This is a genomic window from Fertoeibacter niger (assembly GCF_009380135.2).
Lineage (GTDB): Bacteria > Pseudomonadota > Alphaproteobacteria > Rhodobacterales > Rhodobacteraceae > Fertoeibacter > Fertoeibacter niger.
In genome coordinates this window covers 22,456-48,562 of sequence record NZ_WHUT02000014.1, presented here as the reverse complement: position 1 = coordinate 48,562, position 26,107 = coordinate 22,456, and the positions used below count along the sequence as shown (strand labels likewise).

The 26,107-nt window shown below is 65.9% G+C and carries 26 protein-coding genes and 1 tRNA gene; 14 read left to right on the top strand and 13 right to left on the bottom strand.

All coding sequences use genetic code 11. The features are described from left to right. The first annotated feature begins 100 nt into the window (after nucleotides 1-100). The 5 genes from GEU84_RS18425 (at nucleotide 101) to GEU84_RS18405 (ending at nucleotide 4,470) form a co-directional block, all read left to right on the top strand. Nucleotides 101-892, top strand: coding sequence for a hypothetical protein (locus GEU84_RS18425; RefSeq protein ID WP_152825240.1), 792 nt, complete (start codon nucleotides 101-103; stop codon nucleotides 890-892). A 32-nt stretch (nucleotides 893-924) separates the two neighbouring features. Continuing rightward, nucleotides 925-1,917 (top strand): endonuclease/exonuclease/phosphatase family protein, encoded by a 993-nt coding sequence (locus tag GEU84_RS18420; protein WP_152825773.1) that lies wholly within the window; start codon nucleotides 925-927, stop codon nucleotides 1,915-1,917. Nucleotides 1,918-2,125: 208 nt separating this feature from the next. Beyond that, nucleotides 2,126-3,235, top strand: a complete 1,110-nt coding sequence (leuB, locus tag GEU84_RS18415) for a 3-isopropylmalate dehydrogenase (RefSeq protein WP_152825238.1) — start codon at nucleotides 2,126-2,128, stop codon at nucleotides 3,233-3,235. 137 nt (nucleotides 3,236-3,372) lie between these two features. Continuing rightward, nucleotides 3,373-4,335, top strand: a complete 963-nt coding sequence (locus GEU84_RS18410; RefSeq protein ID WP_152825236.1) for a DMT family transporter — start codon at nucleotides 3,373-3,375, stop codon at nucleotides 4,333-4,335. Nucleotides 4,336-4,393: 58 nt separating this feature from the next. After that, a tRNA-Pro gene (locus tag GEU84_RS18405) sits at nucleotides 4,394-4,470 on the top strand. A gap of 77 nt (nucleotides 4,471-4,547) precedes the next feature. Here the strand turns inward: GEU84_RS18405 and GEU84_RS18400 are convergent. The 6 genes from GEU84_RS18400 to GEU84_RS18375 are packed head-to-tail and all read right to left on the bottom strand — an operon-like array spanning nucleotide 4,548 to nucleotide 9,303. Beyond that, a complete protein-coding gene (locus GEU84_RS18400; protein ID WP_152825234.1) occupies nucleotides 4,548-5,459 on the bottom strand; it encodes an ornithine cyclodeaminase family protein in 912 nt (303 codons plus the stop codon). Then, nucleotides 5,456-6,079 (bottom strand): HAD family hydrolase, encoded by a 624-nt coding sequence (locus tag GEU84_RS18395; RefSeq protein ID WP_152825232.1) that lies wholly within the window; start codon nucleotides 6,077-6,079, stop codon nucleotides 5,456-5,458. Before GEU84_RS18395 ends, GEU84_RS18400 begins: the two co-directional genes overlap by 4 nt. Then, nucleotides 6,076-7,020, bottom strand: a complete 945-nt coding sequence (locus tag GEU84_RS18390) for a DMT family transporter (protein WP_152825230.1) — start codon at nucleotides 7,018-7,020, stop codon at nucleotides 6,076-6,078. Before GEU84_RS18390 ends, GEU84_RS18395 begins: the two co-directional genes overlap by 4 nt. 49 nt (nucleotides 7,021-7,069) lie before the next feature. Further along, the gene (locus tag GEU84_RS18385) at nucleotides 7,070-7,540 is read right to left on the bottom strand and encodes a YaiI/YqxD family protein (RefSeq protein WP_152825228.1); all 471 of its coding nucleotides are present in this window, start codon (nucleotides 7,538-7,540) and stop codon (nucleotides 7,070-7,072) included. Then, a complete protein-coding gene (fghA, locus tag GEU84_RS18380; RefSeq protein WP_152825226.1) occupies nucleotides 7,533-8,363 on the bottom strand; it encodes an S-formylglutathione hydrolase in 831 nt (276 codons plus the stop codon). The genes GEU84_RS18385 and fghA overlap by 8 nt, the downstream gene beginning before the upstream one ends. 13 nt (nucleotides 8,364-8,376) lie before the next feature. After that, the gene (locus GEU84_RS18375; protein WP_152825224.1) at nucleotides 8,377-9,303 is read right to left on the bottom strand and encodes an AEC family transporter; all 927 of its coding nucleotides are present in this window, start codon (nucleotides 9,301-9,303) and stop codon (nucleotides 8,377-8,379) included. 79 nt (nucleotides 9,304-9,382) lie between these two features. Between GEU84_RS18375 and GEU84_RS18370 the strand changes: the two genes are divergently transcribed. Then, nucleotides 9,383-10,126, top strand: a complete 744-nt coding sequence (locus GEU84_RS18370) for a glycosyltransferase family protein (protein WP_152825222.1) — start codon at nucleotides 9,383-9,385, stop codon at nucleotides 10,124-10,126. Here GEU84_RS18370 and mbfA read toward each other — a convergent pair. After that, entirely contained in the window at nucleotides 10,123-11,097 is a 975-nt protein-coding gene (gene mbfA / locus GEU84_RS18365; RefSeq protein ID WP_152825220.1) for an iron exporter MbfA, read from the bottom strand. The genes GEU84_RS18370 and mbfA overlap by 4 nt on opposite strands. Nucleotides 11,098-11,254: 157 nt before the next feature. Between mbfA and GEU84_RS18360 the strand changes: the two genes are divergently transcribed. From GEU84_RS18360 to GEU84_RS18350, 3 genes are all read left to right on the top strand, one after another. Further along, on the top strand, nucleotides 11,255-11,431 hold the full coding sequence (locus GEU84_RS18360; protein WP_174539987.1) for a hypothetical protein: 177 nt from the start codon (nucleotides 11,255-11,257) through the stop codon (nucleotides 11,429-11,431). A 94-nt stretch (nucleotides 11,432-11,525) separates the two neighbouring features. Further along, a complete protein-coding gene (locus tag GEU84_RS18355) occupies nucleotides 11,526-12,149 on the top strand; it encodes a TetR/AcrR family transcriptional regulator (protein ID WP_152825218.1) in 624 nt (207 codons plus the stop codon). An 81-nt stretch (nucleotides 12,150-12,230) separates the two neighbouring features. Continuing rightward, the gene (locus GEU84_RS18350) at nucleotides 12,231-13,820 is read left to right on the top strand and encodes an alpha-amylase family glycosyl hydrolase (protein WP_152825217.1); all 1,590 of its coding nucleotides are present in this window, start codon (nucleotides 12,231-12,233) and stop codon (nucleotides 13,818-13,820) included. Here GEU84_RS18350 and GEU84_RS18345 read toward each other — a convergent pair. Both GEU84_RS18345 and GEU84_RS18340 read right to left on the bottom strand, forming a co-directional pair. Next, entirely contained in the window at nucleotides 13,808-14,464 is a 657-nt protein-coding gene (locus tag GEU84_RS18345) for a YggS family pyridoxal phosphate-dependent enzyme (RefSeq protein ID WP_152825215.1), read from the bottom strand. The genes GEU84_RS18350 and GEU84_RS18345 overlap by 13 nt on opposite strands. 113 nt (nucleotides 14,465-14,577) lie before the next feature. Then, a complete protein-coding gene (locus GEU84_RS18340; protein ID WP_152825213.1) occupies nucleotides 14,578-15,429 on the bottom strand; it encodes a porin in 852 nt (283 codons plus the stop codon). A 248-nt stretch (nucleotides 15,430-15,677) separates the two neighbouring features. On the opposite strand from GEU84_RS18340, the gene GEU84_RS18335 reads away from it, so the two are divergent. From GEU84_RS18335 to GEU84_RS18315, 5 genes are all read left to right on the top strand, one after another. Then, nucleotides 15,678-16,229: a DUF3576 domain-containing protein gene (locus GEU84_RS18335; RefSeq protein ID WP_152825211.1), complete on the top strand. Its 552-nt coding sequence runs from the start codon at nucleotides 15,678-15,680 to the stop codon at nucleotides 16,227-16,229. Nucleotides 16,230-16,437: 208 nt separating this feature from the next. Next, nucleotides 16,438-18,981, top strand: a complete 2,544-nt coding sequence (gene leuS, locus GEU84_RS18330; protein ID WP_152825209.1) for a leucine--tRNA ligase — start codon at nucleotides 16,438-16,440, stop codon at nucleotides 18,979-18,981. Between the two features lie 16 nt (nucleotides 18,982-18,997). Beyond that, complete coding sequence (gene lptE, locus GEU84_RS18325) at nucleotides 18,998-19,456, top strand: LPS assembly lipoprotein LptE (RefSeq protein WP_241427764.1); 459 nt, start codon at nucleotides 18,998-19,000, stop codon at nucleotides 19,454-19,456. Then, entirely contained in the window at nucleotides 19,453-20,466 is a 1,014-nt protein-coding gene (holA, locus tag GEU84_RS18320) for a DNA polymerase III subunit delta (protein WP_152825205.1), read from the top strand. Before lptE ends, holA begins: the two co-directional genes overlap by 4 nt. A 119-nt stretch (nucleotides 20,467-20,585) precedes the next feature. Then, on the top strand, nucleotides 20,586-21,173 hold the full coding sequence (locus GEU84_RS18315; RefSeq protein ID WP_152825203.1) for a glutathione S-transferase family protein: 588 nt from the start codon (nucleotides 20,586-20,588) through the stop codon (nucleotides 21,171-21,173). A 6-nt stretch (nucleotides 21,174-21,179) separates the two neighbouring features. On the opposite strand, the gene GEU84_RS18310 is transcribed toward GEU84_RS18315, so the two are convergent. The 4 genes from GEU84_RS18310 to GEU84_RS18295 all read right to left on the bottom strand — a co-directional run bounded on the left by GEU84_RS18310 (nucleotide 21,180) and on the right by GEU84_RS18295 (nucleotide 26,061). Then, entirely contained in the window at nucleotides 21,180-22,367 is a 1,188-nt protein-coding gene (locus tag GEU84_RS18310; protein WP_338144833.1) for a TIGR03862 family flavoprotein, read from the bottom strand. After that, nucleotides 22,364-23,683: a mechanosensitive ion channel family protein gene (locus tag GEU84_RS18305; protein ID WP_152825769.1), complete on the bottom strand. Its 1,320-nt coding sequence runs from the start codon at nucleotides 23,681-23,683 to the stop codon at nucleotides 22,364-22,366. The genes GEU84_RS18310 and GEU84_RS18305 overlap by 4 nt, the downstream gene beginning before the upstream one ends. 256 nt (nucleotides 23,684-23,939) lie before the next feature. Then, nucleotides 23,940-24,725 carry an inositol monophosphatase family protein gene (locus tag GEU84_RS18300; RefSeq protein WP_174539986.1) on the bottom strand — a complete coding sequence of 262 codons (786 nt, stop codon included), beginning with the start codon at nucleotides 24,723-24,725 and terminating at the stop codon, nucleotides 23,940-23,942. Next, nucleotides 24,718-26,061 carry a TldD/PmbA family protein gene (locus GEU84_RS18295; RefSeq protein ID WP_152825199.1) on the bottom strand — a complete coding sequence of 448 codons (1,344 nt, stop codon included), beginning with the start codon at nucleotides 26,059-26,061 and terminating at the stop codon, nucleotides 24,718-24,720. The genes GEU84_RS18300 and GEU84_RS18295 overlap by 8 nt, the downstream gene beginning before the upstream one ends. Nucleotides 26,062-26,107: the final 46 nt, after the last annotated feature.

The window sequence follows — 26,107 nt, the reverse complement described above, 5'->3', positions numbered from 1 at the left end:
GAACGCATAACAGGACGGGGCATCGCATCCCGCCCGGGCAGAGGAAGGATACGCGGTGTTTTCGCGGTTGGCAGGAGCGTTGCTCAGGGCTTTTCTGGTTATGGCACTTGTGGCCATGCCTTCGGTGCTGTTGCCCGGCGTCGGGTCGGACGGCAAGCAGATGGTGGCGCTGGTCGCGCTGTTCGCCGGGGCCCTGACCTTTGTGGAATACAACGCCACCTACCCCGGGCTGATCGAATTCCGAGATGCGGCACCCTACAACCGCATGCGTTTTGCCATGCTGTTTGCCACGGTTCTGATGCTGACGCTGATCGCGAGCGGCATGGCCGAACCCACGACGCTGACCATCCTGACCCAGGCCGTCGGCATGCTGATCGGGCAGGCGATGGATTTTCCCTACAGCCCCGTGCGGCTGGCCACGCTGATGCTGCCCGCCTCAGCCAGCGCCGAACAGGTGGCGGCTGTGCGCACGGCGGCGGGCATGGGTTATCTCATCGCATTGGTATCGCTGGCGTTCTTTGTGGTATTGATGCGGCTGAAGGGCTGGCCGACGCAGACCGGGGCGTTCAACGTCTGGGTCAACCTGCCCACGTTTGACCCTTCGGCAGGTGGCGACGTGATCAGCCGGCTGGAGCGGGACGCGCGGATTAACCTCGCCTTAGGCTTTTTGCTGCCATTCTTGATTCCAGCCGCGGTGAAACTCGGCGGCGGCGCGTTCGAGCCGCTGCTGATGGGGTCATCGCAAACCCTGATCTGGACAATGGCCGCATGGGCATTCCTTCCCGCCAGTCTTTTCATGCGCGGCATCGCCATGGGGCGCATTGCCGGGATGATCCGCGCCAAGCGGCGCTCGGGTGGGCTGGCCTCTGGTCAGGGCTACTTGCCGGCCTGATCGCCGGATTTGTCGGGGCATTGCTGCCGCTGATGGCGCTGGCCGACACATTGCGCATTGCCACCTATACCACTGAACTTGCGCGGCGCGGCCCGGGTCTGCTGTTGCGCGACATCCGCCGGGGCGACGACCCACAGGTGCTGGCGGTGCTGGCGATGATCAAGGCGGTGGACGCAGATGCGATCCTGCTGACGGGAATCGACTATGATCACGACCTGCTGGCGCTTCATGCGCTGGCCGATGCGCTGGCATCCGGCGGGCAGGACTATCCCCACCGCTTTGCCCTGCGGCCCAACACCGGTATGGCCACGGGGCTGGACATGGATGGCGACGGCCGCAGGGGCGGCGCACGCGATGCCCAGGGCTATGGCCGCTTTGCCGGGGCCGGGGGGATGGCGCTGCTGTCACGGCTGCCGGTTGACCTGGCCGCGCTGCAAGATTACTCGGGCCTCTTGTGGCGCGACCTGCCCGGGGCCGATTTGCCTGCCGAAATGGCGGCGGATGTGCGGGCGGTGCAGCGCCTGTCCACCACGGCCCATTGGGAGGTGCCGCTGATCCTGCCGGATGGCAGCCGCCTGCGCCTGCTGGCCTGGCATGCCACCCCGCCGGTGTTTGACGGGCCGGAAGACCGCAACGGCCGCCGCAACCATGACGAGGCCGCATTCTGGCTGCGGCTGCTGGGCGGGCAGATGGCGCAGCCGCCGCCCGCCCCACCGTTTGTGTTGCTGGGCAATGCCAATCTTGACCTGCATGCCGGGCAGGGCCGCACGGCCGCCATGGCCAGCCTGCTGGCGCATCCCGCGCTGCGCGACCCGCTGCCACAAGGTGCCGATGGCCCCGCGACCGCCGATTACTCTGCCCGCGACGGGCCCGGCAAGCTGCGGGTGGATTATGTGCTGCCCTCGGTCGATCTGCGCATCACCGCGGCGGGGGTGCTGCGGCCCGCGCCCGGCACGGCATTGGCTGCGACTGCCAGCACCGCCTCGCGCCATGCCCCTGTCTGGGCCGATATCGTGATTCCCTGACAGCGCAGGGGAACGGGCAAGGGGGCGCTGCCGAAGCGTTGCGACAGTGCTGCGTGCCCGGCCCGCCGTCCACAGAGTGGCCGCCACAGACCAGCACGCCTTTGAAAGCCCGCCCGGCCAGGCAGCGCCGCCCTGCCCCGCTTGACCCTTTCCGCCCAAGCGGCTAGGCCGTTTGCACATCTTTTCCCGACCTGTGCAGGAGCATATCTTGGCCAATCCCTCCCTTCTCATCCTCGCCGGTGACGGCATCGGCCCCGAAGTGATGGCCGAGGTGAAAAAGATCATCGGCTGGTTCGGTACGAAACGCGGCGTGCATTTCGACGTGTCCGAAGATCTGGTGGGCGGCTGTGCCTATGACGTGCATGGCACCCCCCTGCATGACGACACGATGGCCAAGGCGCTGCAGGTCGATGCCGTGCTGCTGGGTGCGGTGGGCGGGCCCAAATACGACACACTTGATTTCAGCGTGAAACCCGAACGCGGCCTGCTGCGCCTGCGCAAGGAGATGGACCTGTTTTCCAACCTGCGCCCGGCCCAGTGCTTTGATGCGCTGGCCGATTTTTCCAGCCTGAAGCGTGACATCGTGGCAGGTCTGGATATCGTCATCGTGCGCGAACTGACCAGCGGCGTCTATTTCGGCGAACCGCGCGGTATCTTCCCCGACAACGAGGGCGGACGCGTGGGCGTGAACACCCAGCGCTACACCACGAACGAGATTCGCCGCGTGGCGCGCTCTGCGTTCGAGCTGGCCCGGCGGCGCAACAACAAGGTCTGCTCGATGGAGAAGGCCAATGTGATGGAATCCGGCATCCTGTGGCGCGAAGAGGTGCAATGGGTGCATGACAACGAATACCCGGATGTGGAGCTGAGCCACATGTATGCCGATGCCGGGGCAATGCAGCTGACGCGCTGGCCCAAACAGTTCGACGTGATCGTGACAGACAACCTGTTCGGCGACCTTCTGTCGGACCTGGCCGCGATGCTGACCGGCAGCCTGGGCATGCTGCCGTCGGCCAGCCTTGGCGCCCCGGCGGCGAACGGGCGGCCCAAGGCGCTGTATGAGCCCGTGCATGGCTCTGCCCCCGACATCACGGGCAAGGGGCTGGCCAACCCGATCGCCTGTATCCTGAGCTTTGCCATGGCGCTGCGCTACAGCTTTGATCTGGGGGATGAGGCGGCGCGGGTCGAGGCGGCGGTGGAAAAGGTGCTGGCCGATGGTCTGCGCACCGCCGATCTGATGGGCCCCGAGGGCGGCACGCCAATTTCCACCACCGGCATGGGCGACGCGATCATCGCGGCGCTTGACGCCAGCCTTTGACGAAGCTTTCGCGCAACAGGGGGCGGGAACTGGCATATCAGTGTCCGCCCCCTGTCGCTTGCACCTTGCACTCGGGGGCGGGGCGGGCGAGATTGGCCGCAGGATAGCCTGAGGAAAGTCCTGCCCCCATGCCCGCCATGAAATCAAACCTGCGCGGCGCGCTATACGCGCTGCTGGCCTTTGCCATCTTTGCCACGCATGATGTGGTGGTCAAATTCCTCGGCGGGCAATATTCCGCGATCCAGATCATCTTTTTCAGCGTGCTGTTCGGCCTGCCGCTGGTCACGGTGATGCTGCTGACCGACCGCACCGATGGCAACCTGCTGCCCCGGCATCCGTGGTGGACGGCGATCCGCACCATCTCGTCGCTGATCACCGGGGTGTCGGCGTTCTATGCGTTTTCCACGCTGCCGCTGGCGCAGACCTATGCGATCCTGTTTGCCGCGCCCTTGCTGATAACGCTGCTGGCTATCCCGATTCTGGGCGAGAAAGTGGGCATGCGGCGCGGTGCTGCGATTCTGGTGGGGCTGGTGGGCGTGCTGATCGTGCTGCGCCCGGGCGGGGCCGATCTGGCGCTTGGGCATCTGGCGGCGCTGACGGCGGCGGTGTTTTCATCCCTCGCCTCGGTGATCGTGCGCAAGATCGGCCAGGATGAGCGGTCTGCCGTGCTGCTGATCTATCCGATGATGGCGAACTTTGTGGTGCTGGGGCTGGCTTTGCCCTTTGTTTACAAGCCGATGCCCATCGAGCATATCGGCATGCTGGGCATCATCGCGCTGTTCGGTTTCGTGGCCATGCTGCTGGTGATTGCCGCCTATCGCGCCGCCGAGGCGGTGATCGTGGCCCCGATGCAATATTCGCAGATGATCTGGGCGGCGATCTTTGGCTATGCGATCTTTGACGAATCTCCCGACACGCTGACCATCCTGGGTGCCGCGATCATCATCGCTTCGGGCATCTACATCGTGCTGCGCGAGGACAAGGGCCATGTGTCTGAAAACCAGCCCGTGCTGCAGTCGCGCAGCCGGCATGACACCGGCCTGATGCCGCGCATTTCGGTGATGTTGAACCGCCGCGAGGCCCGTGACCGGGCGGAGTGAAACTGCCGCCATCCCCCTTGCAAATGCCGCAGCGAAGGTTTAACCCCCGCTCCACGGTCGGAGCGTAGCGCAGCCTGGTAGCGCACCTGCTTCGGGAGCAGGGGGTCGGAGGTTCGAATCCTCTCGCTCCGACCAATTTCCCGATTTCACCTCAGGCGCATGTCGCCAGTGTCGAGGCCTCCGGCGGGGATATTTCAAGACAGAAAATGCCCTCAACGGGCCCGCCACGCCCCGGCGATATAGGCGGCTGTCATCAGGTCCAGATGGGCACCGCCGCCGTTCTTGGCCAGCGTGATGTCATCGGGCGACTGGCGGGCAAAGCGGCCGGACGCCATGTCATAGAAATCGGCGATCACATCGGTTTCGGCGATGACCCCGCGCGCAAGCGGGTCTTTCAGCTCGCCGATGTGGTGCAGGGTCGTGGCGCGCGAATCGACGAAAATTCGCGCACGTTGCAGGGCGGTGTCATCAGCCTCGCGCATGTCGGGGCGGTAGGCTCCGATCAGGTCAAGATGCGTGCCGGGGCGCAGCCAGTCGCCGCGGATCAGCGGCTCATGGCTCATCGTGGCGGTGCAGATGATGTCGGCCTGCCGCACGGCGGCCTCCAGATCATCGGTCGCGCGGACATGCGGCCCGGCCATGGCCTGCGCCGCGGCCGGGGAACGGTTCCAGACAACAAAACGCGCATCAGCGAAATGGCTGGCATAGGCGGCGACCATGTTGCGCGCCACGGTGCCTGCACCGACCAGCAGGATATTGCGGCTGTCGGGCCGGGCCAGCCGCTTAGCGGCCAGCAGGCTGTCACCGGCGGTTTTCCATTTGGTGACAAGGTGGAAATCGACCAACGCCTCAAGCGTGCCTTCGCGGTCGGAATAAAGGTTCACCGCCCCGTTGACCGAGGCCAGCCCATGCGCCGTATTGCCGGGAAAGATCGTGGCGGTTTTCACCAGTTGCCCCAGCCCGTCGATCCAGGCGGCGCGCGACAGAAGCGTATCCTTGCCACGATAAAGGAAAATATCGGCAATCTCGGCGCGGGGCAGGCGGTGGCCCGCCTCCAGCGCATCCGTCAACCCCGCCCAGGAAATATGCGCCTCCGCCTCTGGCCCGATGATTTCCACGCTCATAGCCCGGCCTCCTCTGCTGTCAGCAACCCCGCCGCCACCAGCCGCGTGGCCCAGCCCTGCGGCCCCGCGAACAGATGCACCTGCCAGCCGCGCGCCGTGGCGGCGGCGATGTTGTCGGCGCGGTCATCGGTGAACAGCAGGGCTTCGGGGGCAATCCCGCAATCCTGTTCCACCATCTCGAAAATCCTTGGGTCGGGTTTGATCACGCCCATGTGGCCCGAGACATAGGCCCGGTCAAATTCGCCCAGAAAGTCATACTGCGTTTTCGCATAGGCAAAGCTGTGGATGCCGAAATTCGTCAGGGCGAACACCGGCACGCCCTTGGCCCGCAGCGCGCGCAGCAGGGCGATGGAATGCTCGATCCGGGGCGCGGCCATGTCGATCCAGTGATCATGCCACCAGCGGATTTCGGTCGCCCACTCCGGCGTCTGGTCGGCCAGTTCATAGATGGTTTCGCGGAACAGCGCGCCGGCGTCGATCCGGTCATTCATGCCGTGCAGATCGACGGCGGCGAACAGTTCGCGCCGCCGCGCCTCGCCCAGTTGCGCATCATAGAACCGCTCGGGGTTCCAGGTGATCAGCACATTGCCGATGTCGAACACCACCGCTGATGGGGTCATGCCAGCCGCTCCTTCTTCTTTGCCGTCTCGCGCCAGGCGGTATAAAGCCCCGCCCCGCAGATCAGCGCAATGCCGAAGGCTGCGGTCAGGTCGGGCCATGTGCCAAAGACCACCACGCCCCAGAAAATCGCCAGTGGCATGGCGGTGTATTCGAACGGGGCCACTACCGCCGCCTCGACCGTGCGATAGGCCTGCGAGATCAGCAGACCGCCCACGGCCACCGACATGCCGGTGGCCAGAAACGCGGGCCAGTCGGCCACGGGTGGCCAGATCCATGCGCGGAACAGAAAGGCCAGTGACGGGTCGGCGGCCCCGGCCAAGCTGCCATTGCCCACCGTCAGGCCCATGGCGGTGCTGACCACGATAAAGCCAAGCTGCACATAAAAATTCATGGCGAATGCGCTTTCCGTCACCCGCATGTGCCGCGTCATCATGTTGGCGGCGGCATAGGTCAGCGCCGAGATCAGCACCAGAATGGCCGCAGGCTGAATGGCCCCCGCCCCGGGCCGCAGCATGATGATGACGCCCAGCAGGCCCACGGCCACGGCGGCCCAGCGGCGCGGGCCGACCTTTTCGCCCAAAAAGATCACCGACAGCCCCGTCACCAGCAGCGGGCTGACAAAGGCGATGGCCACGGCATCGGCCAGTGGCAACGCCGCAAGCCCCAGAAAATACGTGACATTTGACACCAGCACAAAGCCCACGCGCAGCAGGTGCGGGCCGCGCCGCCGGGTGCGCAACTGGGCAAAGCCGGTGCCGGTCAGCCAGATGATCAGCGCAAGGCAGCACAGGCTGATCAGGCTGCGCGTCAGGATCACCTGATGCAGCGCATAATCCGAAGACAGCGCCTTGATCGCCAGATCGTTGATCGAAAACACCGCCGATCCCGCCACAGCGCAGAGGATGCCGATCAGAACGGTGCGTTGCGGGCCGGGTATCATGCCGCCAGATCACCGCGCCCGGGCGCGGAAATCTGTTCCGCCCGCGACATCAGCGCGCCTTTGCCGCCCTTACCGCGCGGTCAAGCGTTTCCAGAAAACGCGAACGGTCGGCCTTGGAAAACGGCCGCCCGCCGCCTTGGCGAAACGGGTCTGCCGACCGCAGATCCTGCATCAGGTCGCGCGTGGCAAGCGCATTGCCGATATTCGCGCCGGTCAGCATCTCGCCGTTGTGTTTCACCACCAGCGCGCCTGCCGCCACGCATTTGGCGGCCAGCGGAATATCCCCTGTCACCACCACATCGCCCGCACCCGCCCGGTCGGCGATCCACATGTCGGCCACATCCGGCCCGTCGGGCACGAACACGCTTTCCACCAGCGGATGCGCCGAGGGCCGGATGCCGCCGTTCGACACCACGAACATCCGCATCCCGTGCCGCACGGCCACACGCTCTGCCTCGGCCTTGACCGGGCAGGCATCGGCGTCGATATAGATCGCGCCCCGTTCGCCCGGCTCAGGCATAAAGCGCCGAGGCGTGAAAGCCGATGTGATCCTCCATGAAGGTGCTGACGAAGAAATAGCTGTGGTCATACCCCTTCTGCATGCGGAAGGCGCCGTTCTGCCGCCGTGCCATCATGGCCTCGGCCAAAGCTTCGGGCTTCAAAAGGTCTAGAAACTGGTCCGATGCCCCCTGATCAATCAGGATCGGGCCATCAAAGCCGCGCTTTTTCATCAGCAGGGTCGCGTCATGGGCAGCCCATTTCGCCTCGTCCTTGCCCAGATAGGCGGCGAATTGCTTGCGGCCCCAGTCGCTTGCCGTGGGGTTGGCGATGGGTGCAAAGGCGGAAACCGACCGGAACCGGCCCGGAAAGCTCATCGCGATGGTCAGCGCGCCATGGCCGCCCATCGAATGCCCGGTGATCGCCTGCCGCGCCTCATCCACGGGGAAGGCGCTGAACAGCAGGCGGGGCAGTTCCTCGGTCACGTAATCCCACATGCGGAAATGCGGGGCCCAGGGCTTTTCGGTGGCGTTCACATAAAACCCCGCCCCCTGCCCCAGATCATAGGCGGCGTCATTCGCCACGCCCTCGCCGCGCGGCGAAGTATCGGGGAACACCAAAGCCACGCCCTCGGTCGCCGCCCATTTCTGTGCGCCCGCCTTGACCATCGCGTTTTCATGCGTGCAGGTCAGGCCCGACAGATACCAGACCACCGGCACGGGTTCGCGCTCCGCCTCTTCGGGCAGGAACAGGCCAAAGGTCATGTCGCAGCCGCAGGCCGTCGATGCGTGGGAATAGACGCCCTGCACCCCCCCGAAAGCGCGGTTTTCCGACAGTGTTTTCATCATGCTCTCCTTCTCAGGCCGTGACCCAAGCGATCACCGCCGATACGGTCAGAATGCTGACCGCCGTTGAAATCAGTATCGAGGCCGACACCCTTTGCGGGGCCACCCCGTAATGCTGGGCCAGGATATAGACATTCCCGGCCACCGGCAGCGAGGCCGCCGCGATCATCACGCCCGCCGCCTCGCGTTCCACCTTGAACAGCACCAGCGCACAAAACGCCACGGCCAGCGGGTGCAGGATCAGCTTGCAGAAACTCAGCCAGGCCGCCACCTGCACCCGTTCCGCCGATTTGGTGGCCAGCGATGCGCCGATGGCAAACAGCGCCCCCGGCGTGGCGGCAGCCCCCAGCAGGCCCAGAAAATCATTCACCGGCGCGGGCACGGCCATGCCGGTGCCCGACCATGCCAGCCCCAACACCATCGACACGATCATCGGGTTTTTCAGCAGCCCCATCCCCAGCACCTTGACGATGCCCAGCCGCATCCGCCCCTCGCGCGTCGCGGTGATGATCAGGGTGATCACACTGGAAAACACGATCAGGTCGATGGAAAGCACCATCAGCACCGGCCCGGCCGCCTGCGCGCCCAGCAGCACCACCAGCATCGGCACGCCCAGAAAGCCGGTGTTGCCGATGACGGCGCACTGCGCCTCGACCGCGCCTTCGGCAATGCTGATGCGCCGCAGCATCGCCACGCCAAAGGCCAGCAGATAGACCACCGTGCAGCCGGTCAGATAGGCCAGTGCGAAACGGGTGGAGTATATCTCGGCCAGCGACAGGTTGGCGGCAAAGCGGAACAGCATGGCCGACAGCGCGAAATAGAACACGAATTTCGTCAGATAGGCCGTTGCCTCGGGTGAAAAGAACCGCACGCGCCCGGCCCAGAAGCCCAGCCCGATCAGCGCAAAGAACGGCAGCGTTTTCATCAGGATCGGCAGCATCGGGTCTTTCCGTGACACGTCGGGCCAAGGCTTTCACGCCGCGCTTGCAGATGCAAGGCCACCCGGGCAGTCTGGCGCGATGACCCGCTATGTGTTTCAGCATCTGTCCGCCACCACCAATATCGGCGACCGCGTGACCACGCCGTCACGCTGGCTGGATTTTGGCACCGATACCGTGGTGCAGAACTTTGGCGCCGACGCGCCGCCCTGCGATGTGGCGATACTGGGCGGCGGGCAGGTCTATGCGCAGGCGCTGGCCGCAGTGCTGCACCACACATCCGCAGCCCGCCACCGCGTGACCTGGGCCGTCGGCATGCGCGCCAACAACCCCGGCAGTTACCGCCATGAGGTATTCGCCGGCCGGCTGTCGTTGATGGGCTGCCGTGATGTCGATGTGCCGCGCACGGTCTATGTGCCCTGCGCGTCCTGTCTTTGCCCGCGGTTCGACCGGCTGCCCGCCCCGCAGCATGAGGTGGTGATCTATGCCCATGGCGGAAAATCGGATGGCATCGCCTGGCCGCCCGGCATTCCGGTTCTGTCAAATCTGCGCGGCACGTTCATGGAAAAGCTGGCCTTCATCGCCAGCGGGGCCATTGTCGTGACCAATTCCTACCACGGCACCTATTGGGCGATGCTGATGGGCCGCCGTGTGCTGGCGCTGCCGTTTTCGGCAAAGTTCGGCGGCTTTGCCCGCATGCCCGCGACCGCCGATCCGGCCGACTGGCAAGGCGAACTTGCCCGCGCCCATGCCCTGCCGGGGTATCTGGAGGAGTGCCGCAGCGCCAACCGGGCCTTTCACGAACGGGTCATGAACCTGCCTTAGCCAAAGCCGATCAAGACCCCTGCCGCCAGCACCAGCGCCCCGCCCAGCACCACCTGCAAAGCCGCGCGCAGAAACGGCGTCTCCATATAGCGGTTCTGAATCCAGGCAATCGCCCACAATTCAACAAACACCACCACCACGGCAAGGCTGGTCGCGGTCCAGAAATCGGGGATCAGATAGGGCAGCGCATGGCCAAGTCCCCCCAGCGTGGTCATGACACCCGAGGCCAGCCCCCGCTTCCACGGGCTGCCGCGCCCCGACAGCACACCGTCATCATGCGCCGCCTCGGTGAACCCCATGGAAATGCCCGCCCCGACCGAGGCGGCCAGCCCGACCAGAAAGGTTGTCCACGGGTCTTGCGTCGCAAAGGCCGTGGCGAAAATCGGCGCAAGGGTCGAAACCGACCCATCCATCAACCCCGCCAGCCCCGGCTGCACCCAGGTCAGAATGAACTGGCGGTGGGCGGACCGGTCTTCTTCCGCCTTGGTCCCCGGGTCCAGATGCGTGGCCGACAATTCAACCGCGCGGCGTTCATGCCCGGCTTCGGCGGCGGCCAGATCACCCAGCAGGCTGCGCGTGGCGGCATCCTGCACCCGCCCCGCGGCGCGTTCATAGAATGCGCGGGCCTGCGCCTCCATCTGCGCCACCTCACCCCTGATCCGGTCCAGCGGCAGGTTTTCCACCAGCCACAACGGTGCGCGCGCCGGATAGCCCGCCACATGCTCGCGCCGGATCAGCGGGATCACAGCGCCAAACCGCGCCGCATGCCGGTCGATCAGGCGGCGGCGGTGGCTGTCTTCCTCGGCGGCCATGCCGTCAAACAGCGCCGCCGATGCCGGGTAGGCCGCCCGCAGATGCGCGGCATAGCTGCGGTAAATGCGGGCGTCATCCTCTTCGGCGGAAATGGCTAGGGCGAGGATTTCCTGTTCGCCAAGACTTTCGAACCTGCGGCGGTTGGTGAAGACAGACATTGCAACCCCTGCATTAGAATTATTCTAAGTTATGCCGGTCATGGCAGCAAGGCAAGCCGGCAAGCCGCAAATGAACTGAACTGACTAGTTCATTTATCTCTCGACAAACTGAACCGAACGGTTCATATTCGACTCACTCTCGAAAAAGGAACCGATCATGACCTTGCTCGCCTCTGCTCTTACCGCGCTGCTTTTGCTGGGTGGCCCTGCCGCCGCGGGCAGCGTTGCAACCGATCTGCCGCATCTGACCTGGCCGCAGGACGAAACGCCCACCGTGACCCGCGGCTGTGGCGCAGCGGCGACAGCCGCCCCCACCTGCGCGATCAGCGAGTGACCGGTCCGGGCCGGGGTGCCCCCAGGACCATCCCGGCCCGTCAGGGTTGCCGATTGTTGGACGGCAGGTCTATACTCCTGAAAAGGGGATGAACATGGGCGCAGCCGCACAACCGATCCGCAAAGGTCGCAAATACGACCAAGTGCTTGACGGTGCCCGCCATGTCTTCATGCGCGACGGGTTCGAAGGTGCCAGCGTCGATGACATCGCGCGCGAGGCGGGCGTTTCCAAGGCCACGCTTTACAGCTATTTCCCCGACAAGCGCCTGCTGTTCATGGAAGTGGCGAAATGCGAGTGCTTCCGCCAGGCGTCCGAGGCGGCCGAGCTGATCACCTGTTCCCTGCGCCCGCGCGAGGTGCTGATGATCGCGGCCACCCGGATGATCGCCTTTGTGCTGTCGGATTTCGGGATGCGGGTGTTTCGCATCTGCGTGGCGGAAAGTGACCGTTTTCCTGACCTTGGCCGCGAATTCTATGAAAGCGGCCCGGCGCTGGCCCGCGCGCATGTGGTGGATTACCTGCGCGATGCGGTTGCGCGGGGCGAACTTGTGATCGACGATCTGCAACTGGCCGCCGACCAGTTTGCCGAATTGTGCAAGGCCGACCTCTTTGCCCGCGTGATCTTTGGCGTGGGTGGCCCCGTGACCGAGGCCGACCGGCAGCGCATCGCCACCGGCGCTGTGGAGATGTTTCTGGCGCGCTACGGCGTGACAGGCTGACCGCTTTCCAAAAGGCTTTGGTTGCATCGTGTGGCCCCGTCTTTATGCTGGCCTGCGGCACAGGCAAGGCAGGGGCGGCAGATGACGGAATGGTGGCGCGGATCAGTAACCTATCAGGTCTATCCCCGGTCGTTTCAGGATACGGACGGCGACGGTATCGGCGATATTCCGGGCATCACCGCGCGCCTGCCGTATATCGCGGCGCTGGGGGTAGATGCGGTCTGGCTGTCGCCCATCTTTACCTCGCCCATGGCCGACATGGGCTATGACGTGTCGCATTACACCGACATCGACCCGCTGTTTGGAACGCTGGCCGATTTTGACGCGATGGTGGCCCGGGCGCATGACCTGGGGCTGAAGGTGATCATCGACCAGGTGCTCAGCCATTCGTCGGCCGAACACCCGTTTTTCAAGGAAAGCCGGGCCGACCGGACCAATTCCAAGGCCGACTGGTATGTCTGGGCCGACCCCAACCCCGACGGCACCCCGCCAAACAACTGGGTATCGGTATTCGGCGGATCGGCCTGGGAATGGGATTCGCGCAGGCGGCAGTATTACCTGCACAATTTCCTGCCCTCGCAGCCCGATTTCAACTTTCACAACGCCGATGTGCAGGATTGGCTGCTGGACACGATGCGTTTCTGGCTGGACCGGGGGGTGGATGGGTTCCGGCTGGATACGGTGAACTACTATTTCCACGACCGGAAACTGCGGTCAAACCCGCCTGAACAGCGCGAGGAAACCCGGCCCGCCGTCAACCCGTATGACATGCAGGACCATCTCTATTCCAAGACCCAGCCCGAAAACATCGCCTTTCTGGAACGAATCCGCGCCCTGCTGGATGAATATGATGGCCGCGCCATGGTGGGCGAGGTGGGCGAAGGCCGCCGCGCCGTGCAGGTGATGGCCGAATACACCAGTGGGCCAAAGCGCCTGCACATGGCCTACAGCTTTGAAATGCTGGGTCCGCAATTCACCCCCGACCATTTCCGCAGCCGGATCGAGGGGTTTTTCACTGGGGCGCCCGATGGCTGGCCCTGCTGGGCCTTTTCCAACCATGATGTGATCCGCCATGTCACCCGCTGGGCCGACCATGGCGCGCAAGATGATGTGGCGCGGCTGGCGGCGGCGCTGCTGCTGAGCTTCGAAGGCTCGATCTGCCTTTATCAGGGCGAGGAACTGGGCCAGACCGAAACGGATATCGCGTATCACGAACTCACCGACCCGCCGGGCTTCAAATTCTGGCCTGATTACAAGGGCCGCGACGGGTGCCGCACGCCGATGGTCTGGGATGCGACCGACCACGGCGGGTTCACCACCGGCACGCCATGGCTGCCGGTGAAGGCCCCGCAACTGGCGCGGCATGTGGCGGCGCAGGATGGCGTGGCGGGATCGGTGCTGGAAACCTATCGCGCGCTGCTGGCCTTCCGCCGCGCCACCCCGGCGCTGCGCGAGGGGCGCACCAGCTTTGCCGATGTGGCCGAACCGCTGCTGGCCTTCCGGCGCGGCGCGGCACTGACCTGTGTGTTCAACCTGTCGGCGCTGCCGCAGGAACTGGCCATGACAGGCGCATTGACCGGCCCGCATCAGGCGGCGCTGCTAAAGGATGGCGTGCTGCGGCTGGGGGCGAACGGGTTTGCCTTTGTCGAGGGCACCGTTCAGGCGGGATAAGCCCGCGCGCCGAAAATGGCGCTGCCCACCCGCACATGGGTGGCGCCATGCGCGATGGCGGATTCGAAATCGCCGCTCATGCCCATCGACAGGCCGGTCAGGCCGTTGCGCGCGGCCTTGGCCGCAAGGGCGGCGAAATGCGGGGCGGAATCCTCGCCCTCGGGCGGGATGCACATCAGCCCGGCCAGCGGCAGATCCATCGCGCGGGCGGCGGCGATGAAGGCATCGGCGGCGTCGGGCAAGACCCCCGCCTTCTGCGGTTCGGCCCCGGTGTTGACCTGCACGAACAGCGGCGGGCAATGGCCACGGTCCTGCGCCAGCCGGGCCAGCTTTTCGGCCAGCGACGGGCGGTCAACCGTGTGGATGGCATCGAACAGATCCAGCGCCAGCTTTGCCTTGTTGGTCTGCAACGGGCCGATCATATGCACGGCCAGCGGGCCGAATTCGGCGCGCAGGTCGGGCCATTTGCCAGCCGCCTCCTGCACATAATTCTCGCCATAGATGCGGTGCCCGGCGCGCAGCACATCCACCACACGCTCCAGCGGTTGCACCTTGGATACGGCGATCAGTTGCACGGCATCCGGCGCGCGCCCGGCGGCAAGGGCGGCAGCGGCCACCCGTTTCACGATGTCATCCAGCGGCATCGGCACCTCCCTTGATCAGTTGGCGCAAATGGCCACAGACGCGCGCAAAGCGGAAGGGCCAAAAGAAAAGAGCGGGCCAAGGCCCGCTCTTTCCGATCTGTCTGATCCGAAAATCAGAACGAGAAGGTCAGACCAACTTCGGCGATGGTGTCGAAGCCGTCGTCAACGATACCGCCCAGAACCGAAGCGCCGCCGCCCAGGTCGTAAGCAGCGCCGATGCCGTAGGTGTCGATCGGGCCTTGGTCGGTGTAGAACGCGGTGATGGTGGTCGCGTCGATCGCATAGTCCACCGACAGGGCGTAGTGGGTGTCAGCCCAAGAGTCGCGGTCAGCCACAACGGCTTTCACAGTGGCGCCCGAGAAGGTTGCCGAACCACCCAGAGTCACCTGCTCGTCATCGCCGAACTGTTCGTAACCCAGAGCCACCGAGAAGGTGTCGGTCGAGTATTTCGCAGCCACAGCGACAGCTTGTTCATCGATCACGCCCGTGGGGGTAACGACGGTAGCGGTGGTCTGGCCAGCCGACAGAGCGAACGACAGAGCGCCGGTCGAGTATTCGTACAGAGCCGAAGTGTCGGTGTTGCCCAGGTAGCCGAGCTCGTTGTAGTCGCCCAGACCGGTGAAGCCAACGCCCGAAACGTGGCCAACCAGAACGTTGGCAGCCGAGTCGTTGTCGCCGAAGGTCAGTTTGCCGAACGCGCCCGAGATGAACACGGTGCCAGCCGACATGGCGGTGCCGCCCGAGTTGGCAACGCCAGCCTGGTCAGCGCGAACCGAAGCGCCGAAAGCCAGACCGCCATCGGTTTCGCCAGCCATTTTGAAGACAACGCGGATACGCGAGGAGAACTCGGTGTCGTTGCCGTCATAAACCAGACCCATACGGGCGCTGCCCGAAACGGTAACTTCGGCGGCGGCGGCACCAGCGAAGGCCACCAGAGCCGAAGTCGCAAGAAGAATCTTTTTCATAGTTTTTCCCTCGTTGATTTCTAGAAGGTGCTGCCCAACTCAGGGGAATCCGAATTGGGTATGCCTTTGTTTCCATCCTTGACGCCGCATTTGCAATCGGCTCGTCCGGGGCCGCGGGGAATAGGGGCGGCGATGGTGCAGCTTTGCCACAGTCCTGCCGCACCTCTGCCCCGCGCGCCTGCCGGGGAAAAGCCTTGTCCGGCCCCGACCGCTCGGCTAGACAGCAAAGACGTGTAACGGGGGACTGCATGACCTTGAACCGCCTCGCGCGCGCTGCCCTTGCCGGTGGCCTGGTGATTTCGCTCTCGGCCTGCGGCGGTGGCATTGCCAGCGGCGACTCGGGTCTGTTCCGCCGCAACAATGCCGGTATCCCGTCGGAAGCGCAGCTTGACAGCCGCGCGGCCGCCGACCGCCAGCGTGAACTGCTGGCGCGCAACGATGATGACGAACCGACATCGACGATCTGGGATCTGTTCGGCAACCGCGACGACCCCAACACGACGGTCGAGGTGAACAAGTATATCTGGAACGCCGCGCTGGATGTGCTGAACTTCCTGCCCGTCGAATCGGTGGATCCGTTCACCGGCGTGATCGTGACAGGCTATGGTGTGCCCCCCGGCGGTGGCCGCGCCTACCGCGCCACGGTCTATGTGCAGGATCCGGCGCTGGATGCGCGCTCGCTGAAAGTGGCGCTGCAATCGCGCGGCGGCGGGGCGGTGTCGGCCGATACGGCGCGGGCGGTGGAAGATGCCATCCTGACCCGCGCGCGGCAGTTGCGGGTGCAGGACTCGCGGCTCTGACATCCGCTGCAACAGCCGGAGGGCCAGCCCCCCAGCCCGGCCACGGGCCGGGCGTTCTTAGCGGAAATCGTCCACCGGACGATTTCTGATCGCTCATCATCCCCCGGGATATTTAGAGACAGAAAATGCGGGAAGAATTCCGTTGCACTGGACCTTGCCGGTTCGGTCGGGTTAATTGCGCGCCGGACCCCGTTTTCAGGAATATCCCATGACGCGCTATGACCCCGCCGTTACCGAAGCCAAATGGCAAGCCGCCTGGGACGCGGCGGGTGTGTTCACCGCGCGACGTGACCCGGCCAGGCCGAAATATTATGTGCTGGAGATGTTCCCCTATCCGTCAGGGCGCATCCACATGGGCCATGTGCGCAACTATACAATGGGCGATGTGGTGGCGCGCACCAAGGCCGCGCAGGGCCATTCGGTGCTGCACCCGATGGGCTGGGACGCGTTCGGCATGCCGGCCGAGAATGCTGCGATGGAACGGGGCGGGCATCCGAAGGACTGGACCTATTCCAACATCGCCGACATGCGCGGGCAGATGAAGCCGCTGGGCCTGTCGATTGACTGGTCCCGCGAGTTTGCCACCTGCGACCCCGAGTATTACGGCCAGCAGCAAGCCATGTTCATCGACATGATGGAAAAGGGTTTGGTCTACCGCAAGAACGCCGTCGTGAACTGGGATCCGGTCGACATGACCGTGCTGGCCAATGAACAGGTGATCGACGGGCGGGGCTGGCGGTCGAACGCGGCGGTGGAACGGCGCGAGCTGACACAGTGGTTCTTCAAGATCTCGGACTATTCCGACGAGTTGCTGACGGCGCTCGATGGCTTGCACAACTGGCCCGAAAAGGTCCGGCTGATGCAGGCCAACTGGATCGGCAAAAGCCGCGGGATCGAGGTGGACTTTCCGCTGACCGCTCCGTTTGCGGGGCAGTCGGCGCTGACCTGCTATTCCACGCGCCCCGACACGTTGCGCGCCGCCACCTTCATGGCCATCGCGCCAGAGCATCCCATCGCACAGGCGCTGGCCGCATCAGACCCCGCGGTCGCCACCTTCTGCGAGGACTGCCGCAAGGGCGGCACCAGCGAGGCCGCCATCGAGACGGCGGAAAAGCTGGGGCTGGACACCGGGTTGACCGTGCGCCACCCGATCTATCCCGAGCAGACGCTGGCGATCTGGATCGGCAACTTCGTGCTGATGGAATACGGCACCGGCGCCATCTACTGCTGCCCCGGCCATGACCAGCGCGACCTTGATTTCGCCAGGAAATACGGCCTGCCCGTGGTCAACGCCTTCCACATGCCCGGCGAGGTGAACCAGATCGACCGCGAGGCGCTGGTGCCCGCAAAGGATGTGACGGTGGCCTATGACAGCCATTTCACCGGCCTGACCCTGTCCACCGCCTATGACGCCATCGAGGCGTCCATCGACTGGATGGAGGCGCGGGGGCTGGGCAAGGGGCAGGTCAAATACCGCCTGCGCGACTGGGGCGTGTCGCGGCAACGCTATTGGGGCTGCCCGATTCCGGTGGTGCATTGCGAGGGTTGCGGCGTGGTGGCCGAGAAAAAGGCAAACCTGCCGATCCGCCTGCCCGATGACGTGACCTTCGACGTGCCCGGCAACCCGCTGGACCGGCACCCCACTTGGCGCAACACCACCTGCCCGCAATGCGGTGCGGCGGCGCGGCGCGAGACCGACACGATGGATACGTTCGTCGATTCAAGCTGGTATTACGCCCGCTTCACCGCGCCCCACGCATTGACGCCCACCGATGCCGAAGACGCCGCCTACTGGATGAACGTCGATCAATACATCGGCGGGGTGGAGCATGCGATCCTGCACCTGCTTTATTCCCGCTTTTTCGCCCGCGCGATGCATGCCACCGGCCACCTGCCCGCCAGCGCGATCGAACCCTTCAACGCGCTGTTCACCCAAGGCATGGTGACGCATGAGATTTACCAGACCCGCGATGCGGCGGGGCGGCCCGTCTATCACCTGCCCGAGGATGTGACGGATGGACGGCTGGCGGATGGCACGGCGGTGGAAATCATCCCCTCGGCCAAGATGTCGAAATCCAAGAAGAACGTCGTCGACCCGATGAGCATCATCGCCGCGTTTGGTGCCGATACCGCGCGCTGGTTCGTGATGTCCGACAGCCCCCCCGAGCGGGATGTGGAATGGACGGCATCGGGTGCCGAGGCCGCGTCGAAATTCCTGGCCCGCGTCTGGCGCATTGCCGATGAGGTCAGCCGCAGCGACACGCCCGCCCATGCCGACGACGCCGAACTGGCCCGCACCACCGCCCGCGCCATTGCCGATGTCACGGCGGGGATCGAGGGTTTTGCCTTCAACAAATCCGTGGCCGCACTTTACACCTTCACCAACAGCCTGTCGAAATCCGCCGCAGGCGCGCAGGCCAAACGCGCTGCCATGCAGACCATGGCGCAGCTGCTGCAACCCATGGTCCCGCATCTGGCCGAGGAAATCTGGGCCATGCTGGGTGGCACCGGCCTTGTGGCGCAGGCCCCCTGGCCCAAACCCGACCCGGCCCTGCTGGAGGATGGCAACATCACCCTGCCGATCCAGATCAACGGCAAGCGCCGGGCGGAAATCAGCGTGCCAAAAGACATGCCCAATTCCGAGGTTGAAAAGATCGCGCTGGCCAACGAGGATGTGGTGAAATTCCTTGCCGGTCAGCCGGTCAAAAAGCTGATCGTCGTGCCGGGCCGCATCGTCAATGTCGTCGTGTAACCGCCGCAGCTTCCTGATGCTGGCCGCCTTGGCGGGCTGTGGATTCACCCCTGCCTATGCGCCGGGCGGGCCGGCGGCGGAATTGCAGGGCGCGGTCAGGGTGGATAACCCCACCGACAAGAACGCCTTCGATCTGGTCGAACGGCTGGAAGAACGCATAGGCCGCCCCGATGGCCCGCGCTATGCGCTGGGGTATACCATCACCACCGCCCCCATCGGCGTGGGCATCACGACCGAAAACGCCATCACCCGCTACAACCTGACCGGATCGGTGGATTGGGGCCTGACCGAGATCGGCAGCGGGCGGCGCGTGACCGGGGGAAAGGTGCAGAACTTCACCTCCTATTCCGCCACCGGTTCCACCGTGGCCGGGCTTGCCGCCGAGGAGGACGCCGCCTTCCGCCTGATGCGCATTCTGGCCGACCAGATCGTGACCAACCTGATCGCCTCATCCTCGGCCTGGGCCACGCCATGATCCTGAAAGGGGTCGAGGCCAGCCGCTATTTCGCCAAACCCGATCCCGCGCGTGCCGGTCTTCTGATCTTCGGGGCCGATACGATGCGCGTGGCGCTGAAGCGGCAAGAGGTGATAGCGGCACTGATCGGCCCGGATGGCGAGACGGAGATGCGCGTGACCCGCCTGCAAGGGTCAGACCTGCGCAAAGACCCCGCCGCCCTGCCCGATGCGCTGCGCGCCCGCGGCTTCTTTCCCGGCCCCCGCGTGGTGTTTCTGGAGGATGCGACCGAAGGCATCACCCCGGCGGTCACGGCGGCGCTGCTGGACTGGCGGTTAGGCGATGCGCAGCTTGTGGTGACGGCGGGCAACCTGACCGGCAAATCCGCGCTGAAAACACTGTTCGAAAAACACCCCAACGCCTTTTGCGCAGGCCTTTACGACGACCCTCCTACGCGCGAGGACATCGAACAGGCGCTGGCCAGGGCGGGCCTTACCCAGATCGCCCCCGCCGCGATGGCCGATCTGACGGCACTGGCGCGCGACCTTGACCCCGGCGATTTCCGCCAGACGCTAGACAAGATCGCGCTCTACAAATGGGGCGACGCCACCCCGCTGACACCCGCAGATGTTGCCGCCCTCTCCCCCGCCTCGATCGAGGCCGAGGTGGAAGATGTGCTGCATGCCGCCGCCGAAGGCGCAACCCCGCAGATCGCCCCCCTGCTGCGGCGGCTGGAGGGGCAGGGCGTGAACCCCGTGACCCTGTGCATCGGGGCCATGCGCCACTTTCGTTCGCTGCATGTGGCAGCGTCAGACCCCGGCGGCATATCCGCAGGCATCGCCCGCGCCCGCATCTTCGGCCCGCGCCGCGACCGGATGCAGCGGCAGGCGCAGGGCTGGGGCATGCTGCGGCTGGAACAGGCGCTGGCCCTGCTGGTGGAGACCGACCTTACGCTGCGGTCATCCTCGCGCGCGCCCGCGATGGCGGTGATGGAACGCGCGCTGATCCGGCTAGCGATGATGAAACGCTGAAGCGCGATGCGGAAACGCTGGAAGGCGGTTTCCCTCGGCGATCACGCGACCATTCCAAGGCTGGCGGTCGGCGACTGCCTTGCGCTATCCTGCGCACAAAGCCCGGCAAAGGAGCCCTCATGTATACCGTCATCGGCACCATCCGCAGCCGCGCCGCCCGCGTGATCTGGCTGCTGGAGGAATTGGGCGCACCCTTTGACCATATCGCCGCCGGTCCCCGCTCGCCCGAGGTTCTGGCGCACAACCCCACGGGCAAGGTGCCGGTGCTGCTGGTCGAGGGCACGGCAATCACCGACAGCACGGCGATCCTGCATTACCTGTCCGACCGGCACGGCGCCCTTACCCATGCCCCCGGCACGCTGGACCGCGCGCAGCAGGACAGCGTGACCAACTTTGTGCTGGATGAACTTGACGCAGCGCTCTGGACCGCCGCGCGCCACAGTTTCATCTTGCCCGAGGCGCAGCGCCTGCCCGCGATCAAGGACACATTGCGCTGGGAACTGGCGCACAGCCAGACCCGGCTGGCCGAACGGCTGGGTGATGCGCCCTTTCTGGCAGGCGGCATGATGACGGTGGCCGACATCATCGCCACCCATTGCCTGCTTTGGTGCGGGCTGGCGAAATTTCCGGTCAATGAACCGCGCCTGCTGGCCTATGTCGCCCGCATGCAGGCCCGCCCGGCCTTTGCCCGCGCGATGGCGCGCTGAACCGCCTCAGCCCGCAGGGTTCAGCCCCGCCGCCGCCCGCCCGGCCCAGCGGCCCGTCGCAAGGCAGCCGGTCAGCAGATAGCCGCCGGTAGGGGCCTCCCAATCCAGCATCTCGCCGCAGGCGAACACGCCGGGCAGCTTGTGCAGCTCCAACCCGCCGGTGCAGGCCGCCCGGCTGATGCCCCCCGCCACCGAAATCGCCTCGTCCAGCGGGCGCGGCCCGGCCAAAGGCACCGGCAGCGCCTTGATAAGCGCGGCCAATGCAGCCCCCTCGGGCAAGGGCCGCCCCCATTCCTGCACCAGCGCCACGGCCACAGGGGCCAGCCCCGCCTTGCGCAGCCGGTTCGCCGTGCTTTCCCCCGCCCGGCCCCGGCCCAGCCGCACGGCCACAGCCGCCACCGCCAGATCGGGCAGCAGATCCAGCACCAGCGCCGCCCCCTCGCGCAGGTCTTTCGACACGGCGTAAATCCCGCCGCCCTCCAGCCCCCTTGCGGAAACCACAAATTCCCCCCGCTCGCGCCGCCCCGCCGCGCACAGCGCGGCCCCCTTCACCGGCTGCCCGAAATGCCGCGCCATATGCGCCGACCATTCCACCGAAAACCCCATGTTCGCAGGCCGGAACGGGGCCAGTTCCACCCCCGCCCCCGCCAGCCACGGCACCCAGGCCGCATCAGACCCCAGCCGCGCCCAACTTGCACCGCCCAGGGCCAGCACCGTCACCGCAGGCCGCAGCACCACCCGCCCCCCCGGCGTGTCAAACTGAAAGCCGCCCTCCAGCCCCACCCAGCGCCAGCGGGTGCGCAGTTCCACCCCAGCCGCCCCCAGCCGCGCCAGCCAGGCCCGTAGCAGGGGCGAGGCCTTCATCGCCACAGGAAACACCCGGCCCGACGATCCGGTAAACACCGCCTGCCCAAGCCCCTGCGCCCAGCCCTGAACCGCTTCCGGCCCAAAGGCGGCCAGCATCGGCGCCAGCCAGCCCTGCGCTGCGTCATAGCGCGCGCCAAAATCCGCCAAAGGCTCATCCTTGGTCAGGTTCAGCCCCGATTTCCCCGCCATCAGAAACTTGCGCCCGGCTGATGCCTTGGCCTCGCAGATCACCACCCGCCGCCCGGCCTGCGCCAGTTCCTCGGCGGCCATCAGCCCGGCTGGCCCCGCCCCGATGACCAGCGCATCGGTCAAGTGGTCATGCGTCACGCGGGCACCGCAAGCGGCTGGCGCAGTTCCACCACGCGGTGCGGATAGGGTATCTCGATCCCTTCAGCCTTCAGCGCGTTCCAGATCGCGAACAGCACCGGCGAGCCATATTTGTGCCGCCCGTCGTCAATGCCGTTCACCCAGTATTCCACCGCGAAATCCACCCCGCTGTCGCCGAAACCGCGCAATTCGCAATCCGGCCCGTCGGGCTTTTGCAGGATGAAGGGCAGCGCCGAAACCGCCGCTTCGATGATTGCGGGCACCCGGTTTATGTCGGTGTCATAGCTGACCGAAAACACCGCCTCATAGCGGTTGGCCGAGCCTTGGTCCGAATAGTTCACCACGCGGCTGGTGATGAAATGCTCGTTAGGCACCACGATCCACTTGCCGTCGAATGTCTCCAGCACGCAGGCCCGCGCGGTCATCTTCACGATGGTGCCCGCCTCGCCGCCGTCAAGTTCCACATAATCGCCCACGGTGGTCTGGCCTTCCACCAGCAGGATGATGCCGCTAACGAAATTCGCGGCGATTTGCTGCAAGCCCAGCCCGATGCCTACACCCAGCGCGCCGCCCAGCACCGCCACCGCCGTCAGGTCGATACCCATGATCGACATCAACAGCAGGAAGGACGCGCCAAAGATGCCGATCTCGGCCGCCTTCACCGCCAGTTCGCGGGTGGCGGGCCGCAATGTGGGCTGCGCCTTGATGTAATCCGCGCTTTGCCGGTTCGACCAGCTTCCCAGCCAGAACAGCAACGCCCCGGCAATCACCCCCCGGATCAGCGCCATCACCGAAAACCGGATGTTGCCCAGCTGCACCACGGTTTCTTCCAGCCGCAGCGTGATGTCATCCAGAATGCCCAGCGCATAAAGCGCCGCCACCGGGATCAGCACATAGCGGCCCAGCAGATGCAAGAACCCCTCGCGCAGCACCTCGCGCACCAGAATGCGCGCCGCGATGAACAGAAACACCCGCTTGCCAAAGGCAATCACCGCACCCGACCCGAACAGCGAGCGGGTCAGTTCCTCGCCCAGCGCCGTCAGGCCATAGGCAATCACCGGCATCAGCAGCGGCAGAAACCGCATCAGCCCCAGCCGCACCCCGGCAAACAGGCCCTCGCGCGCCTCACCCGGGTCAATCAGGCGGCGCAGCACCGGCAGGACGCGCCGGGTCAGATAAACGGCCAGCAGCAGCGACACCGCCAGCAGCGCGAATTGCGACCAGGCCGCCGGGCTGACCAGCCATCCCAGCGCGATCCGCCCCGCGCGGTCCAGCCCGTCGATCAATTGCACCAGAATTTCGGGTGGCTGTTCCATCCTGACCCCCATCACCTGCACCGGCCCCGTCATACCCGGAACCGCAGACAAGGCAAGATGGATGACCCCCGCTTCGGGCGTGCCACCCCCCCCCGGCCCCCGCGCATTCATCTTGGCAAGAAAATCCACGCCGCTGGCCCCGACCGAGGCCGCATGGGTCCCCGCCAGCCGGACCCTCACCCGAGAATCTTCGAAGATTTTTGACATGAATTTTCCAAAATTCTTGGGCAACAAACCCGCCCGCGCCGCTGCGCCTTCAGCCCTGCGGGTGCAGCCGGGCCAGCAGGGCCGCATGCAGGCCGGGGGCGGCCGCCAGCACGCCATCCGCCTTGGGATGTTCGGCGTTGAACCGCAGCGCCGCGCCCTGCCGGTCTGTCACCACCGCGCCCGCCTGCGCCGCGATCAGCGCGCCCGCCGCGATGTCCCATTCCCAGGCGTCGCGCAGCGTGACCATGCCGTCGTGCCGCCCCTCGGCCACCAGACACAGACGATAGGCCAGCGAGGCGCGGAAACTGCGCCTCACCTCGGGCACCCCGCCGGGCCAAAGCTCGGGCGCAAGGTTGGGGGCCGTGGTCAGCAGCGTGGCCCCTGCGATGCCCGAAATGCGGCTGGCGCTGATCGGCTGGCCGTTTTTCAGTGCAGCCCCGCCAGAGGTGGCCATATACATCCGGTCCAGAACGGGCAGATAGACCACCGCCGCCGTCACCACACCGGCCTCTGCCACCGCCAGTGAATGCGCCCAGGTTTCCTCGCCCGCGATGAAGGCGCGGGTGCCGTCGATCGGGTCAATGACAAAGCAATGGGCGGCGTCCAGCCGTTCCGCCCCGTCTTCGGTTTCCTCGGACAACCAGCCATAGCCGGGGCGCGCGGCGCGCAGCCGCGCCTCCAGCATCACGTTCACCGCCAGATCGGCCTCTGTCACCGGGCCTGCGCCTGCGTCCTTGTCCCAGACCTGCGGCGCGTTCTTCCACCAGCCCAGCGCGATGCGCCCGGCCTCGCGCGCGGCATCCTCCAGCAGCGCGAGATCAGCCAGATCAGGCACCGGCAAGTGTCATGCCCTCCACAAGCAGGCTGGGCACCCGTGTGGCCAGATGGGCGCGCGCATCATTGGCCGGGATGATCCGCAGCAGCATGTCGCGCAGATTGCCCGCGATGGTGCATTCGTTCACCGGATACGCAATCTCGCCATTCTCCACCCAGAACCCCGAGGCCCCGCGCGAATAATCGCCCGTCGTGCCGTTGATGGATGACCCGATCATGGATGTGACCAGCAGCCCGGTGCCCATCTGGCCGATCAGATCGGCGCGGCTGAACCGGCCCGGTGTCAGGTCGATGTTCGACGTGCCGGGCGATGGCGGGGCCGATGTGCCGCGCGAGGCCGAGGCGGTGCTTTCCATCCCCAGCTTGCGCGCCGTGGCCAGATCCAGCGTCCAGCCGGTCAGCACGCCGTCCTGCACGATGGCGCGGCGGCGCGTCGCCAGCCCTTCGGCATCAAACGGGCGCGAGCCGGAAATGCGGCGGCGCAACGGGTCTTCGATCACCGACAGGCCCGCAGGCAGCACCGGCTGGCCCAGCGCGTCACGCAGCCACGACCCGCCGCGCGCAATCATCGCCCCGTTCACCGCCGACAAAAGATGCCCGATCAGGCTTGACGCCACCCGTTCGTCATACAGCACCGGAAAGCTGCCGGTGACGGGTTTCCTCGCCCCCGCACGTTCCAGCGCGCGCTGGCCCGCCAGATCACCCACCGATGCGGCCCCCGGCATGTCCACCTGCCAGGCGCGGCCCTCGCCCGCCCAGTCACGCTCCATCGCAGTGCCGCTGCCGGTAAAGGCCACCGCCGAAACCGAGCGGGATGTGCGGGCATAGCCCCCGGCAAAGCCGTTGCTGGCCGCCAGATGCATCGCACGGCGGCTGAAGCCTGCGCTGGCCTCGACCTGCGTGATGCCACCATGCGCCAGCGCTGCGGCCTCGGCGGCGCGCGCTTCCGCATCCAACTGGGCGGGGGACGGATCGGCTGCCGGATCGTCAAGCTCCAGCGCGTCAATGTCCCAATCCCGTGCCAGTTGCCCAGGCTCGGCCAGCCCTACCGTGGGGTCTTCCGGGGCCTCGCGGGCCATGGCGACGGCGCGTTCGGCCACGGCGGCCAGCGTGGCGGCTGAGGTGTCGGATACCGACACGCAGGCCTGCCGCCGCCCCATCAGCACGCGCAGGCCCAACTCGATGCCTTCCGAACGCTCCGCCTGTTCCAGCTTGCCCGCCCTGATGTCGATGGACAGCGAGGTGCCCTCGACCGCCAGCGCATCGGCGGCCTCGGCCCCCGCGCGGCGGGCAGCCTCCAGCAGGGCGGCGGTCAGATCATGCAGACGGTCGGACATGGCACATTCCTTTTTGCTGTCTGCCACCTAATGCGGGCGGGGGCTT

Excerpts from the sequence above, each read along its gene's own strand:
- GEU84_RS18315 (WP_152825203.1), top strand. The coding sequence starts at position 20,586 with ATGTATACCGTCATCGGCACCATCCGCAGCCGCGCCGCCCGCGTGATC.
- GEU84_RS18370 (WP_152825222.1), top strand. The coding sequence starts at position 9,383 with ATGACCCGCTATGTGTTTCAGCATCTGTCCGCCACCACCAATATCGGC.
- GEU84_RS18350 (WP_152825217.1), top strand. The coding sequence starts at position 12,231 with ATGACGGAATGGTGGCGCGGATCAGTAACCTATCAGGTCTATCCCCGG.
- GEU84_RS18295 (WP_152825199.1), bottom strand. The coding sequence starts at position 26,061 with ATGTCCGACCGTCTGCATGATCTGACCGCCGCCCTGCTGGAGGCTGCC.
- GEU84_RS18425 (WP_152825240.1), top strand. The coding sequence starts at position 101 with ATGGCACTTGTGGCCATGCCTTCGGTGCTGTTGCCCGGCGTCGGGTCG.
- GEU84_RS18335 (WP_152825211.1), top strand. The coding sequence starts at position 15,678 with ATGACCTTGAACCGCCTCGCGCGCGCTGCCCTTGCCGGTGGCCTGGTG.
- GEU84_RS18390 (WP_152825230.1), bottom strand. The coding sequence starts at position 7,020 with ATGATACCCGGCCCGCAACGCACCGTTCTGATCGGCATCCTCTGCGCT.
- lptE (WP_241427764.1), top strand. The coding sequence starts at position 18,998 with ATGCTGGCCGCCTTGGCGGGCTGTGGATTCACCCCTGCCTATGCGCCG.
- GEU84_RS18385 (WP_152825228.1), bottom strand. The coding sequence starts at position 7,540 with ATGCCTGAGCCGGGCGAACGGGGCGCGATCTATATCGACGCCGATGCC.
- holA (WP_152825205.1), top strand. The coding sequence starts at position 19,453 with ATGATCCTGAAAGGGGTCGAGGCCAGCCGCTATTTCGCCAAACCCGAT.
- GEU84_RS18400 (WP_152825234.1), bottom strand. The coding sequence starts at position 5,459 with ATGAGCGTGGAAATCATCGGGCCAGAGGCGGAGGCGCATATTTCCTGG.
- GEU84_RS18360 (WP_174539987.1), top strand. The coding sequence starts at position 11,255 with ATGACCTTGCTCGCCTCTGCTCTTACCGCGCTGCTTTTGCTGGGTGGC.
- GEU84_RS18410 (WP_152825236.1), top strand. The coding sequence starts at position 3,373 with ATGAAATCAAACCTGCGCGGCGCGCTATACGCGCTGCTGGCCTTTGCC.
- GEU84_RS18355 (WP_152825218.1), top strand. The coding sequence starts at position 11,526 with ATGGGCGCAGCCGCACAACCGATCCGCAAAGGTCGCAAATACGACCAA.
- GEU84_RS18345 (WP_152825215.1), bottom strand. The coding sequence starts at position 14,464 with ATGCCGCTGGATGACATCGTGAAACGGGTGGCCGCTGCCGCCCTTGCC.
- GEU84_RS18395 (WP_152825232.1), bottom strand. The coding sequence starts at position 6,079 with ATGACCCCATCAGCGGTGGTGTTCGACATCGGCAATGTGCTGATCACC.
- GEU84_RS18420 (WP_152825773.1), top strand. The coding sequence starts at position 925 with ATGGCGCTGGCCGACACATTGCGCATTGCCACCTATACCACTGAACTT.
- leuS (WP_152825209.1), top strand. The coding sequence starts at position 16,438 with ATGACGCGCTATGACCCCGCCGTTACCGAAGCCAAATGGCAAGCCGCC.
- fghA (WP_152825226.1), bottom strand. The coding sequence starts at position 8,363 with ATGAAAACACTGTCGGAAAACCGCGCTTTCGGGGGGGTGCAGGGCGTC.
- GEU84_RS18375 (WP_152825224.1), bottom strand. The coding sequence starts at position 9,303 with ATGCTGCCGATCCTGATGAAAACGCTGCCGTTCTTTGCGCTGATCGGG.
- GEU84_RS18340 (WP_152825213.1), bottom strand. The coding sequence starts at position 15,429 with ATGAAAAAGATTCTTCTTGCGACTTCGGCTCTGGTGGCCTTCGCTGGT.
- GEU84_RS18305 (WP_152825769.1), bottom strand. The coding sequence starts at position 23,683 with ATGGAACAGCCACCCGAAATTCTGGTGCAATTGATCGACGGGCTGGAC.
- mbfA (WP_152825220.1), bottom strand. The coding sequence starts at position 11,097 with ATGTCTGTCTTCACCAACCGCCGCAGGTTCGAAAGTCTTGGCGAACAG.